Genomic DNA, 13,320 nt, shown 5'->3' on the forward strand with positions numbered 1-13,320 from the left:
GGCTCAGCCGCCCGGCGTCGTGTAGAAGTACACCCGGACCGTCGCCGTCGACGCGGGGTCGCCCAGCTTGTGGAAGTCGTCCGTCGCCGTCTTCTTGGTGAACATGCCCGGACGGCCCTTGCCCAGCAGCGAGTTGACGCGGTGCGCGTACGCCTCGCCGTTGCGGGAACCGCCGAACGTCAGCACCAGCGCCGCCTCACGGCCCGCCCACTTCCCGGTGTTCTTGTGGATCTGCCGGGCGAGATCACCCTTGTCCGCGCCCTTGACCCGGAACTCCTCCGGTTTCAGCTCCACCGAGCGCGGGCCCGTGGGGGGCTTGGACGGCGGTGGCTTCGATTCCCTCTCGGACGCCTTGGGACGGTCGGCCAAGGGGTCGGGGCGGTCGGCCATCGACACCAGGGCGAGGACGAGGAGCAGATCGGCGAAGAGCCACCCCGCGAGGACCACCACGCTGATCCGCCCCCGGCGCCGCGGTCGGCTCACGCGTCGCTCCCGCCGGGCGGCTGGCTCCGGGGTTGCGGCGGCGCGTCAACAGGGCCCGCAGGGGAGGGGATGTGACGCCCACGGACGGGCAGCACACGGGTCGCTTCGCTCCGGAGCTCGTCGTCGGGACCATCGGGACCATCGGTGTGACCGGTGTGACCGGTGTGACCGGTGTGACCGGTGTCGCGGGGGTCAGCGGCGGTCCGCCCGTCGCCGCCGCCGTGCCCGTTGGCCGGGTAGCCGTGGCCACCGGTCGGATCGCCGTGGCCAACGGTCGGATCGCCGTTCGAGCCGCCCCACGCATGTCCGTTCCCGTCGGCGCCCGCCGACGCGGGCACGGTCCGTGTCCCCAGCAGGGCCGACGCGGGCACGGTGGCAGAGCCCGGCAGGCCTGATGCCCCCACCAGCGCCCCGATCCGTGCGTCGAGCCGTGCCGCCGCGTCCTGCCAGTGCGCCGCCGCCGCGTCCCACCGCTCCGTCGCCTCGCGCATGCCCTCCACCGCGTCGCCCGTGCGCCCCGTGCTGGAGACCAGCGCCTGCGATGCCCGGTCGGTGGCCGCCGCCACCGACTCCGACTTGGTGACGAGCGACTGCTGGGCCGCGATCAGGGACTTCAGGGAGGCCTCGACCGTGTCGCCCGCCGCCTTGACGCGGTCGGCGATGCCGCGCGCCGCGTCCGCTCCTGCCGCGCTCGCCTTGTCCGCCGCCGTCCTGCCGTCGCGCAAGGTCTGCTCGATGCGGGACGCCGCGACGCCCAGCTTCGGCACCTCGACGGTGAGCGCGTCCGCCGCGGCCTTCAGCGCGTCGATGGACCTGCTCACCGCCGTCGTCGTGCCGGTGAGCGCCTTGTGGCTGGTCTCCGCCTTCGACGCGAGCTGCCGCATCTGGGTGGCGGCCTTGGTCAGCTCGGAGGTGAACTGCTGGGGCGACGCGCTGCGGTGCGGGGCGAGCACCATCTGCGTACGCGTGAGGACGGACGCCAGTTCGGCGAGCAGGCGCTCCCGCTCGCTCTGCTGCTCCGCCTCCTCCCGGTCCGTGCGCGCCCGTACCCTCGCGTGCCACACCGAGAGCAGGACGAGGAGGGCGATCAGGAGCACCGCCATCAGCGCGACGTTCTCGAAGCGGCCGAGGGCCGACAGATGCCCGCCGAAGCCGGACTGCCACAGCTGGAGGAAGGGCCGCGTCGACTCCTTGGGATCCTCCTTGCTCAGCTCCCCGTACGCGCGCACCGCCTCCCGCAGCCCGAACCACGTCACCAGGAGCGGGATGAAGACGAGGATCCCCAGCGCGGCCTCGAGGCGGCCGTCGTGCCGCCCCGCCTGCCCGACGGGCGGAGTGACCACGCTCTCGGGACGTACGTAGGCGTCCACGAGGTCCACCTCGGCCCACCGGTCGAGCTGGTGGGCCGGTTTCAAGTCCTGGGCGAGTACCGCCAGTTCGGCCGAACGGGGTGCGAGTGATGGATGGGCTGCCAGACGCTGCAACTCGTCGACGAGTTTCTGCTTGTCCAGCAGTTCTGCGGGCGTCAAACGCTTCCCCCTGCTCTCGGGCCTCGCCGGCTCCTTCCGTCGCGGTTCAACCGCCGCAACAGGGCCTCGGCATCGGCGTGTTCAGGATCCCATGTGAGGCACTTCCCCAGGGCCTCAATCGCCTCATCGCGTCCCCCGAGACGCTGCACTTCGACCGCGTGCCGGTAGGTGCGCTCGGCGAGGAGCCCGCGCACGCGTTCGCTGGTCGGGTCATGGCTGTACGCGCACCGCAGCCACCGCTCGGCGTCGGGGAAATGGCCGGGCGCCGAGTCGGCCATCGCGGCCGCGCAGTGCACGTCGATCATCGCGTCGAGCACGTCGGCGCCCGCGGCCTTGGTGGCCGCTCCGAGCCACGCCGCGTGCGAGGCCTGCACGGCATCGTCGTACCGTCCGAGTTCCAACAGGCTCTCCGCACGGGCGAGTTGCCGCATCGCGATCCGGTCGGCGGGAGGCGGGGTGTCGGACTCGGCGGCCACCGGCGGTGCTTCCGGCGGCGGCTGCGCTGCCCCCGCCGCCTTCGCCGCCTTCGCCGCCTTCGACGTGAGCGTGTCGAGCAGCGCCCCCGCCTCCGCGACGATCCCCCGCAGCAGCGCCACCGCCTCATCCGTGCGCCCCTGCCCCGCGAGCACCCGCGCCCGCTCCACGTCCCGGCTGGGCGGCGCGCCCCCGCCCCCGACCAGCGTGGCCGTCAGGGCAGGCGGGTCCGAGAGCGTGTCCTCGGCGGGGTCGGCGGGCTGCAGCGGACCCTCCTCAAGGGCGGCGGATCCGGCCGCCGCACCGCCCGCGAGCCGCACCGCGTGCTTCAGCGCCCCCAGGGCGAGCAGCTCGGGCGGGGCCTGCACCCGGTGGGCGCCTAGCTCCGCCACCCCCGAACTCACCTGCTCCATAAGGGTGTTGCCGCCGGTGAGGAGCAACGTGTCGACGTCCGCCGGCGTCATCCCCGACTGGTCGAGCAGCGACCGCGCGCGGTCCACCGTGCGCCGCACATGCAGGGCGAGGAAGGCGTCCAGATGGGGCCGGGTGATCCGCACCTCGAGCGGCGGCCCCGTGCCCACGTCCAGGGACAGCTCGGCGGCCCCCGCGCTCCCCGGCGTGCTCAGCGCCTCCCGCGCCTCCTGCGCCCGCGCCCGCAGCGCGAGCCACACCTCCGGGGCCACCCCCGACACCGATCCGGGGCCCCGGTGCCTGCGCAGCAGCCGTACCGCCGACGAGAGCACCTCCCCGTCGAAGGCACGCCCGCCCGAGGTGACCGCCCCCTCGTGGCCGAGCGCGCGGTAGTGCCCCCGCACACCGCGGACCAGGCCGATCTCGAACCCCTCGTACCCCATCCCGTACACGAGGAAGGTGCCGCTCTCCCGCTCCGAGGCGTGCCCGACGACCGCGGCCATCGCGTCGCTGATCAGCCGCGCGGGCGCGAGCCCCGCCTCCCGCGCCGCGTCCCGCAGCGCCGAACGCTGCACCGACTGGTAGGCCGCGGGCACGCTGATCACGGTCTGCGCGACCGTCCCCGAGGTCTGCGCCTCGACACGCTCCCGCAGCTCCCGCAGCATCCGGACCACCAGATGCTCCGGCGGGAGCGACGCCCCCCGCACCAGGACGGGCCGCCCGCTGCCGAGCCGGCTCTTCACACTGGGGAAGGTGACGGGCAGTACGCCCGCAGGGGCGGGCTCGCACAGCGGCCACGGCCAGTCGCCGGCCGCGTCGTCGAGCCGTCGCGCCGCCTCTCCGGGCAGCGCGAACAGCGCGCGCACACCCGTGCTGCCGAAGTCGAGCCCGAGGCACACAGGGGTGCGCCCCACCGCCGCGGTCATCCGTCGACCGTGTCTTCCCCGACCTGGAGGATGCCGCCGTAGTCGGGCCGGTCGGGCAGCGACTGCACCCGGCGCTCCGACTGGGCCACCGCCACCAGGCTGCGGAGGTTGCGGGCCTGCTGCGCCGTCTGCACCCGATTGCCCTGCCGGTGGGCCTGCTTGACGTAGTCGACCGCCTCGTTGATCTGCCGCACCGTGTCCGGCGGCGCGCCCTCCGACGCCAGCTCGGCCTGCCGGAACTGGCTCGCCAGACCGCACTGGTGGAACACGTCGTCGAGCAGCAGCTCGGTGAGCCGCTTGTACTCGCCGCTGTCGCCCATCGCCGCCGCCCGCTGGGCCTGCTCGATGTCGCGGCGCACCTTCATCGCCTGCACCGGCTCGATGTACGTGCCGTACCGCTTCAGGAAGTGATCGGCCTCCCGCTCGGCGTACCCCAGCTCCTCGCGCAGCACATGGCTGTCGACCTCCGCTCCCGTCTCCGGCGGCGGGGTCCTCGGCCGTTCCCGGTTCGGGGTCGCCTCGAGCGTCATGTCCGTGCCGCGCACACTGATGCGTACGGTGATGATGCGGTCGGCGGAGTAGTTGAACGACACGTCCACGTGCCGGTTGACCTCGATCTCCTGCGGGAGGTCGAACTCGACGACACCTTGCTCGTGGTTCTCGCTCGCCACCTGGCTGTCGCCCTCGTAGACCGGGACGCGGATGCGGCGGCTGTCGGTCGCGTGGAAGGTGCGCCGGCGCGGCTCGGGCAGCGGATAGGGCGAACCGGCCGGGATGATCTCGACGAACACATCACGCTGATCGCCCTTGACCGCGGCGATCCCCATCGCCATGGGTGTCGACTCGTAGAGACCGGTCGAGCCGACAGGGCGGGCGTTGACCAGGCTCTCCGCGCAGTCCTCACAGGTCTGCGCCGAGTCGTCGTTGATCTTCGCGCACTGCGGGTCGGGGCACTCCACGCCGTCCAGGGTCTCGGCGAGCACGCCCGCCCCGAACGCGACGCACTCCATGGGGTTGATGTTCCTGCGGACCTTCTCCTTGCCGAAGTACGCCTCGACCGCTTCGTAGACGGGCCGCGTGAGCGTGCCGCCGCCCACCAGGAGGACGTCGGAGATTTCCGTGGGCGCCAGTTCGTAGCGGCCGAGGGTCTCCGTGACCAGGCCCATCGTCCGGGACACAAGGGGGGCGATCATCGCGTTGAACTCGCCCTGGGAGAGCGTCATCTCGACGTCGACGAGGACGCCCTTCTGGCTGCGGTGGGCCGCCGGGATCACGATGTACGTCTCGTCGAGGTCGTTCAGCTCCCGCTTGGCGCGCTCGGCGGCCTTCTTCGCCTGGAAGAGGAACGCCTTGTCGCCCGACGGGTCGACCTGGTGCTCGTCCTTCATCCACTGGATGATCCGCTCGACGATGGCGAGGTCGAAGTCGTCGCCGCCGAGCCAGATGTCGCCGGCCGAACGCAGCACCTGGAACTGGCTGTTGCCCTCCCGGTCCTTGACCGCGTTCAGGACCGAGATGTCGAAGGTGCCGCCGCCCAGGTCGTAGACCAGGACGCGGCTGCGCTCGCCGCCCGGCTTGTGCAGGCCGAAGGCGACCGCGGCGGCCGTGGGCTCGTCCACGATCTTCTTCACCACCAGACCCGCACGCTCGGCCGCCTCACGGGTCGCGGCCCGCTGGGCGTCACGGAAGTACGCGGGCACGGTGATCACGGCGTGCGTCACCTGCTCGCCCAGGGTCCGCGTCGCGTCCTGGACGAGCTTCTCCAGGATCATCCGCGAGACGTCGGCGGGCGTCAGCGTCCTCTCGCCGAGCACCACGTGCGCGCGCGGGTCGTCGTCGGGGCCCGCGACGATCTCGTAGCTCAGCCTGCCGCGCGCCTCGGCCACCGAGGTGTCCGCGAAGTCGCGGCCCATCAGGCGCTTCACGGACACCACCGTGTCCTTGGGCTGCCTGATCGCCCAGTTCAGCGCGTCCTCGCCGACCAGCGGCTGGTGCGGGCGGTCCTGCCGGGCCAGGCCCACCACGGACGGGGTGAGCCGCTCGCCCTTGCTGTTGGTGAGCACCGCGATGTCCGCGCGGTGCGGGTCGTGGGCCGCCACCGCGCTGTTCGTGGTGCCGAGATCGATGCCGATGGCCTTCATGAACGCTCCGTTCCCTGCTCGGCGCCGCCGGTCACGGCGACAACTACCCGGGCGGCGCGCAGGACGTGCCCCCGGTATCGGTATCCGCGCTGCAGAATCTCCAGGACCTCGTCGTCGGCCGCTCCGGGCGCGGTGCGAACCTCGGTGACGTGGTGGGTCGCGGGATCGGCGCGCTCGCCGACCCGGCCCACGGGCTCGACTCCCTGTCCCGTCATGGCCGTCTCCAGCTGCCGGGCGATCAGTTCCAGGCTTCTGCGGTACGCCTGCGGGTCGACGTCCGCCCCTTCGGCGAGCAGCCGGTCGAAGGAGTCCAGGGTGTCGGCGAGCACGAGGAGCAGCTGTTCGGTCAGCGCCCGGTGGGCGGCGTCCCGCGCGGTCAGCGCCAGGGAGTTCTCGTAGGCGAGGCGCGCGGCGGTGGCCGTCGTCGCGGGGGGCGGGTGCGGGTCCTGCGTGCTCATCGAAGGCGGGCTCCTCGGTGTCGCGGGGGCGTCACGTGTCGAAGGTGATGAGGGCGTCGAGGAGGCGGGCGGTTTCCTCCGGGAGTGGGAAAGCGGTCGCCTCGGGGCGCTCGGCGGTGGCGAGTGCGCGGTCGAGCGCGGCCTCTGCCGCGGGGGCGTCGGACTCCAAGTCCACGTCGTACAGGAGAAGTTCGGCCACCATCCGACGGCGTACGACGCGCAGCTCGTCCCATGCCTGCTGGGTGACCGGGGTCATCAGGCGCCGGGCGAGCAGCTCGAAGGAGACGTCCTGGAGGTCGGCGTGCGACGTCCGGGGGGTGACGCCCACGTCGACGAGCGCGTCGTAGGGGAACGGGCCGCCGTCCCAGCCCGTCGACGGGTCCTTGATCACGGAGCCTCCTCCTGTGTGTCCTGCTGTCCGCCCGTGTCCTGCGGCCCGCCGCCGTCCGTCAGCGCGTCGAGCCTGCGCTGGACGGCGTCGAGCAGCGCGCGCCGGATGCGGCTGTTCGTCGGGTCGGCGCGGGTGGCGCGGATCAGATGGTGCAGGGTGCGCTGGATGTCGCCCGCGCCGAGGGACTCCTCGGCGCGGTCCGTCAACAGACCGGCCCAGGCGGCCAGTTCGCTCTCGTCGGGCGGCGTCTCCTCGCTGTCGCTGCGCATCAGGTCGCGCAGTCCGTCCACCCCGAGATCCCGGGCGAGCAGCCGCTCCAGCTCGTCGAGGGCCTCGCCGAGCGTCTCGCGGTAGCCGTGCGTCAGGGCCTGCCCGAGGCCCACGTCGAGGAGGCCGAGCGCCTCGTGGAGGATCTTCAGGCGGCCCGGGATCGTGTGGGTGTGCGCGTCGAGGGTGAAGACCAGGGCGCGCGCCAGGTTGTCGCGGGCGTGGCTGGACGCCGGGTTGAGCGTCAGGGCGCGGCGCAGGTCGGCCTCGGCTCCATAGGCATCGGAGCGCATGCCGTACTTGGTGCGGGTGTAGCCGCGCCACACGCCGCGCATGGACAGCAACGCCGAGAGCTTGGTGTTGAGTTGGTCCACCAGGTCGCGGTCGAGCGGGTGCAGGACCGGCGGCACGGCCTCGACGAGCATGATGGCTTCGTCCAGGCAGTCGCCGCGCTGGGCGCCGCCCCGGTCGACCAGGGCCTCGACGCGGCCGAGCACGGTGCCGACCACCGCCTTCTTGCTGCGGGCCTGCATTCCGGCGCGCCGGGACACCCTGACGAGCTCGGACCACTCGTCGAGGGCGCGCGCGAGGCCGCCCGCGCCGTCGGTGAGTGCGGTGCGGGCGAGGGCGAGGCGCACGCGCACGGCCAGCTCGACGCCGTCCTGGAGCAACTTGGTCTGCCGGTCGGGCAGTTGGACGTACGCGGGATTGCGGCGCAGGAAGTCCTCGCAGTGCGCGCAGGCCTCGACGTGCGCGGACGGCGCGGGCCCTGCCGCCGGGCCCGCGCAGTCGGCGGGCAGCGTGGTGAGGGTGGCGAAGGCGGGCAGCGCGCGCAGGGCGGGCCCGAACTTGTGGACTTCGGAGAGGACGAAGCTCTGCGCCAACTCCGAGAAGGCCCAGCGCAGTTCGCGTACCGCGTAGACGCCGGGGTCCTTGCCCTGCTCGGCCGCCGCGTCCAGGGCGGCGGCGAGCGTGCCGAGCGGTGCCTCCAGGTGGAGCAGGCGCAGGTAGCGGGGGCCGCAGGCGAGCGGTGCGGCGCCCGCGCCCGGCACGTCACGCAGGCCGCCCATGTCCTTCAGGACGCGGGCCGCGCCCAGCTCGGCCTCCAGGAGGGCGGCCAACTCCTGGTAGGCGGCGGCCTGTTCGGGGCGCTCCTGCTCGGTGTGGCGCTGTTCGCAGACGGACAGCTGCCCGAAGAGGTGCTGGCTCAGTTCGAGGCGCAGCTGGGCCATGTCCTCGCCCGGCAGATCCCGTGCGTAGCAGGCGGCACGCTCGGCGCGCCAGCCGTCCCAGTACTCGTCGTCGCTCAGCAGCGTCGCCCAGTAGGCGAGCGCCGACTCCCAGGCGGTGACGGCGTGCTCCCAGGCCCCGCTCTGCTCAAGCTCCTGCGCCTGCCAGAACCGGGCGGCGGCGAGTCCATGCACGACGGCCATGTCCCCCGGAGCCGCCGCGAGCCGCCGCTCCCACTCGGCGGCGGCCGCCTCCCGGTCCCGGGCGAGCAGCAGCAGGAGGGGCGCGTCCTGCGGAAACCGCTCGCACAGATCGCCGATGAGCCCCGCCCCTGCCCCCTCGTCCGGCGAGAGCCCGGCCATCGCGTCGCGCAGCGCGGCGGGGGAGTGCCACCGGTACAGGAGGGCGTCCAGCTGGAGCCGCCGCCCCGGAAGCCGCAGCCGGTCCCAGGCGACGCGCTCGGACCATGTCATGCCGCCGCGTTCGAGGAGCGTGTACGAGGCGTCGTTGACGACGTCCATGGTGGCGCCGGGGTCGACGCCCGCGTCACGCAGCGCGAAGTACGGGTACGTGCGGTCGCTCGACGCGAAGGGGTCGGCCACCAGCGGGGCGCTGGTCAACCCGTCGGCCCACGGCAGCAGTTCGAGGAGCCGCCGAAGCCTGCGGCACCGCGCGTCGGCACGGTCGAGTCCGCCACCGGCCCGCTCGTACGCGGCGACGGCATCGCTCCACCGCCCGTCCGCCTCCAGCAACCGCCCCTGCGCATAGGCGAGATGAGCCTCGGCATCCCGATGCCGCAGGCACCCACGGAAGGCGTCGACGGCCTGCTGCCACTCCTGATGGGCGTCGGCCAGGCGCCCGCGGGCGTAGGCGGCGAGCGCGGCGGCATCCCGGTGATCCCCGAGCGAGGCGGCCTCCTCCTGGACGCGGTCCCAGTCCCCCTCGGCCTCGGCGAGCCGCACCAGGGCGTACTTCCGCCGTGCGGCGGCGTCCCCGAAGGCTCCGGGTTCCACGGCACTGAAGGCGGCCACGACGGCACGCCACTCCACGGCACTCGCGGCGCCGGCCTCGGCGATCCGCGCCCGCGCGTACCGCCGCCGCACCACGACATCGCCCCAGCTTTCGGGCAGCGCCTCGTAGCCAAGACAGACATCCCCCCACGCACCGGCGAGCTCGTGGGTGCGGGCGAGGGCGTAGCGGTGGAGGTGGCGGAGCTCTTGGCGGGGGTCGTCGTGGGGGCCGGTCTGGTTGTGGCCGGGGTCCTGCGCCGCAGTGGCCTCCGCCTGGCTGTTCCTCGTATCGGCATCCTCCGAGGCAAGCGCCCGTGCATAGATCTCGCAGGCTCCGGCCCAGTCGCCCGCCGCCTCCGCGAGTTGGCCCTCCGCCTTGCGGCGCAGGGTGCCGACCGCGCCGGTGCGGCCCGTGTCGGGTACGTCCGTGAGCAGGCTCAGGACCGCTCCCCAGTCGCCGCGCAGTTCGGCGGCGACGCGGGCGCGGGCGTAGCGGCGGCGGTCACGGACCTCGCCGTGGGCGTACGTGTCGGGCAGTCGGCCGAAGCCGTCGATCACACCGGCCCACTCGGCGCGGGCGTCGGCTGCCCTGCCGCGTGCGTACAGGAGGCGGTCGGGCACGTCGAGGAGGTCCGACGACAGCCGGGTGAAGCAGGCGAGCGCGTCCTGCCAGCGCGACTCGTCCTGGCAGCGGCGCCCCTCGGCGTACGTCCGCAGCGCGTCGGCGTCGTCGAATCCGCAGCCCGCGTCGGCCGGGCCCGCGGCGACGCACTCCCCGAACGCGTCCGCCGCCTTCGGCCACTCGCCACCGGAGGCCGCGACCTGGCCCTGGACGTAGCACTTGCGTGGCCCCACGTCGCGGTAGCCAGGGGGCAACAGGCCGAGGTCCGCCAGCGCGTCCGCCCAGTTCCCGGCCCCGGCCGCGTCCAGCGCCCCTCGGTAGGTCCGTTCCCGCAGCCCGCTCAACCACGGCTCCGTGTCCCACCCTTGAGCGGCGGCGGCCTCCAGGTCGACAAGCGCCTCGGGCCAGGCTTCCCGCTCCGCGGCAGCCAGGCCCCGCGCGTACAGCAGCCGTACGCCCGCGTCCAGGAAGCCGTCGGCACCGGCGAACCCCTCGACGGCTTCGTCCCAGGCACGCTCGCCCTCGGCGACTCGTCCGGAGGCGTAGGCGTGCCAGGAGGGCAGGTCGGGGCCGGGGCTCCCCTCAGGGGCTCTTTCGGGGTCTTCTCCGGGGGCCTCTCCGGGGTTCTCGACTGTCCGCCGCGGGTCGCCACCCTCCGCCCTCAGCGCCACCGCCTCCGCGAACCCCGCGTACGCCGCCCCCCATTCCCCCGCCTCGGCCGCCCCCCGCCCCCGGACGTACGCCGCCCGCGCCACGGCATCCGCGAGCCCCGCGCACGCCACGTACCCCGCCTCCGCCGTGCCCCACTCCCCGGCGTCCTGCGCGACCCGGCCGCCCACGTACGCGGCGCCCGCCCTGGCACCCCCATGGTCGGAGCGCCGGGCGACGACATCGGCGTACGCGGCTGCGGCGGTCGCCCAGTCGGTGCGGAGGCGGGCCCGCTCGGCGGTGGCGAAGGCCTCGGCCACGTGGAGTTCGTCGCGGGCCGCGGCGAGGCGGGACGCCGCGCCCCTGATGCCAGCGGGGTGAGCGGCGAGCAGCTCCTCGTACCGCGCGATCGCCTCGCCCCAGTCACCGGCCTCCTCGGCGGCACGCCCCCGCTCCGCGAGCCCCGTGAGGTGCCGGAGCCGCTCCACCTCCGCCGTGAGGCAGGCCGGCGGCGGGCAGGGCAGCAGCGCGTCACGCAGGGACGCGAACTGGTCGACGACGGCGTCCGCGTCCCCCTCGGCGGCCAGCAGAGCGCAGAGCTTCTCCAGCTCGTCCCAGGCGAGTTCGAACGCCGCCTCCGCCCGCAGCCGCCGCTGCTCGTCCTCGAACTGACGGGTCTCGGCCCGCAGTATCCGCTGCACCTGCGCCCACTGGCCCAGATCGCGCTGGTACCGCGCCGCACCGATCAGGACCGTCGAGTCGACGTGCCCGACCGGGCTCTGGAAGGCCCGCAGCGCGTCCGCGCCCTCGCGCAGCGGATCGGCGACGGCGCCGCCGTCGTCCCGTACCTCCCGCGCCTTGAACAGCCAGCCCTGCCGACAGGACTCGTGCAGGAACAGAGCGGGCGTCGCCCACTCCACCGCCGTGTGCCCCGGCAGATGCGAGATGCGGCGGCGCGCGGCGCCCATGGCCTCGTCGATGGTGCGGTTCGCCGCGAGCCCCTTGAACAGCTCCGGGCTGAACTGCCCCGCCGACACGTCACTCACCCGCCCCCGCATCGCCACCACGGCGGGCACCCCTCCGCCGATCAGTGCCTGGGCGAGCCCGGAGAACGGCTCGGCGAGCGAACTGTCCGCCCCGGAACAGAGATTGAGCGTCACGAGGCGCAGTCCCGGCGCCTTCAGGAGGATCCCGCTGAGAAGGTCCGCGGGCACGCGGTCGACGCCGCCGTCCTCGGTCTCCAGGGCCACCACGCCCTTGCCGAGTTCATGGTCGTACGTCCCGTGCGCGATGAGCAGCAGCGCGGTAGGCAGCGGGGAGTGGGCGCCGATGGCCGCCTCCAGGCTCTTGCGCGTCGCCCGTCCGAGCACCGTGGTCTGCACGGCGACCTCGGGCAACTCATGGCGTAGTGCGGCCACTTCGGCGTCGGGGCGCAGCGGCGGCAGGCCCGCGCCGACGGGCGACGCACAGGCCACGAGCAGTCGGATCAGGCTCGGCTCGTCCGCGGGCTCGGGAAGGCGCTGGCCCAGCGGGCCACCGGGCAGCGAACGCACCAGTGAGTAGCCGTGGTTGAGGGCGAGCGACTGCTGCGGCTGCCCCGGCGGCGCGCACAGCGCCTCCAGCGGGAGGTCGCGCAGCTCCTCCGGCACGTCGAACCGGATCCGCAGCCCGCGCGCGGGCCGCATCCGCTGTGCCCGCTCCAGCGCCAGGCCGACGCACGCACCGACGCCCTCCGGATGCCGCTCGCCTTCGCCCGCTCCGAAGAGCAGGCGGAAGACGCCGCGGCCAAGGCCCCTGAGCTGCGCCACCGTGTGCTGCTCGCCCATGGGGGACAGGCCGAGCTCGGCGGAGATCAACTGGTCCCACTGGGCACGGAACGCGGCGGGTTCGCCGTTCACCGCGATCACTTCGGCGGCGGTCGCGGGGCCGTTGGCGGTGACGAGACAGCGGGACATGCCGATCGGGCGGATGCGGATGCGGAGTTCTTCATAGGCGAGCATCGGCCACCGTCACCTCCCGCTCTCTTGCTCTTGCTGCTCTGCCGAGACGTGATCCAGGTCGGCGACGGCCGCGTCGCGCTGCTCGGTCAGCTCGGGGTCGTCGGGGAAGTGGACGAGCGCCGCGGCGAGTTGGTCCAGTGCTTCCCGCAGGGTCGCCCTGGCCCCGGACACGCTCCCCGAACGCCAGCGCCGCGCCGCGAGCCCGCGCAGTACGACACCGAGGCTGACCTGTGCGCGCAGCAGATGCGGGTTGAAGGCGACGGATCGCCGCAGATCCTCGGCGGGCGCGTCGAGCGAGGTGCCGTCCCGGTTGACCGCCGAGATGCCCCGGTCGGCGAGCAGCCGCGCCAACTGGCCCTCCAGGCGCCCTCTTTCATTGGCTCCGGTGATGGCGTGCACCGCGTCGAGCGTGGCCACGGCTCGCGTCGGATCTCCCGCGCGATGCGCCGCCCGCGCCGCGCCGAGCGCCAGGTCGACGACGGCTGCCTGGGTCTCGCGGTAGCGCTCGAGCTCCCTGCTGTGCACGAGGGCGCGCCGCCAGGAAGCCGCCGCCGCTCCGAAGTCGGGCCGCTCAGCGGTGAGTTGACCGCGCCCCAGATCGAGGCGGGCTCGCAGCGCGAGGGCGCGGGCGTCGCGCGCGAGGCGCTGGTGTTTGTCGGGGTGCCCGGCGTAGGAGGGGTTCAGCTCGTCGAAGCGGCCGCAGTCCGGTTCGCAGATGGCGGCGGCCACG

8 protein-coding genes are annotated in these 13,320 nt (G+C 73.9%); all 8 read right to left on the minus strand.

Annotated features, from left to right (window positions below):
• Positions 1 to 3: 3 nt before the first annotated feature.
• The 8 genes from ABZ833_RS32710 to ABZ833_RS32745 are packed head-to-tail and all read right to left on the minus strand — an operon-like array spanning position 4 to position 13,319.
• Complete coding sequence (locus ABZ833_RS32710) at positions 4 to 483, minus strand: hypothetical protein (RefSeq protein WP_361054238.1); 480 nt, start codon at positions 481 to 483, stop codon at positions 4 to 6.
• The gene (locus ABZ833_RS32715) at positions 480 to 2,012 is read right to left on the minus strand and encodes a hypothetical protein (protein WP_361054241.1); all 1,533 of its coding nucleotides are present in this window, start codon (positions 2,010 to 2,012) and stop codon (positions 480 to 482) included. Before ABZ833_RS32715 ends, ABZ833_RS32710 begins: the two co-directional genes overlap by 4 nt.
• Positions 2,009 to 3,823, minus strand: a complete 1,815-nt coding sequence (locus ABZ833_RS32720; RefSeq protein ID WP_361054244.1) for an Hsp70 family protein — start codon at positions 3,821 to 3,823, stop codon at positions 2,009 to 2,011. Before ABZ833_RS32720 ends, ABZ833_RS32715 begins: the two co-directional genes overlap by 4 nt.
• Positions 3,820 to 5,964, minus strand: coding sequence for an Hsp70 family protein (locus ABZ833_RS32725; RefSeq protein WP_361054247.1), 2,145 nt, complete (start codon positions 5,962 to 5,964; stop codon positions 3,820 to 3,822). Before ABZ833_RS32725 ends, ABZ833_RS32720 begins: the two co-directional genes overlap by 4 nt.
• Positions 5,961 to 6,422: a nucleotide exchange factor GrpE gene (grpE, locus tag ABZ833_RS32730; RefSeq protein ID WP_361054250.1), complete on the minus strand. Its 462-nt coding sequence runs from the start codon at positions 6,420 to 6,422 to the stop codon at positions 5,961 to 5,963. The genes ABZ833_RS32725 and grpE overlap by 4 nt, the downstream gene beginning before the upstream one ends.
• Positions 6,423 to 6,453: 31 nt before the next feature.
• On the minus strand, positions 6,454 to 6,813 hold the full coding sequence (locus ABZ833_RS32735) for a hypothetical protein (RefSeq protein ID WP_361054253.1): 360 nt from the start codon (positions 6,811 to 6,813) through the stop codon (positions 6,454 to 6,456).
• Complete coding sequence (locus tag ABZ833_RS32740; RefSeq protein WP_361054256.1) at positions 6,810 to 12,590, minus strand: CHAT domain-containing protein; 5,781 nt, start codon at positions 12,588 to 12,590, stop codon at positions 6,810 to 6,812. The genes ABZ833_RS32735 and ABZ833_RS32740 overlap by 4 nt, the downstream gene beginning before the upstream one ends.
• A 9-nt stretch (positions 12,591 to 12,599) precedes the next feature.
• Positions 12,600 to 13,319 carry a hypothetical protein gene (locus ABZ833_RS32745; protein WP_361054259.1) on the minus strand — a complete coding sequence of 240 codons (720 nt, stop codon included), beginning with the start codon at positions 13,317 to 13,319 and terminating at the stop codon, positions 12,600 to 12,602.
• Position 13,320: the final 1 nt, after the last annotated feature.

The organism is Streptomyces sp. NPDC047525 (assembly GCF_040643025.1).
GTDB lineage: Bacteria > Actinomycetota > Actinomycetes > Streptomycetales > Streptomycetaceae > Streptomyces > Streptomyces durmitorensis.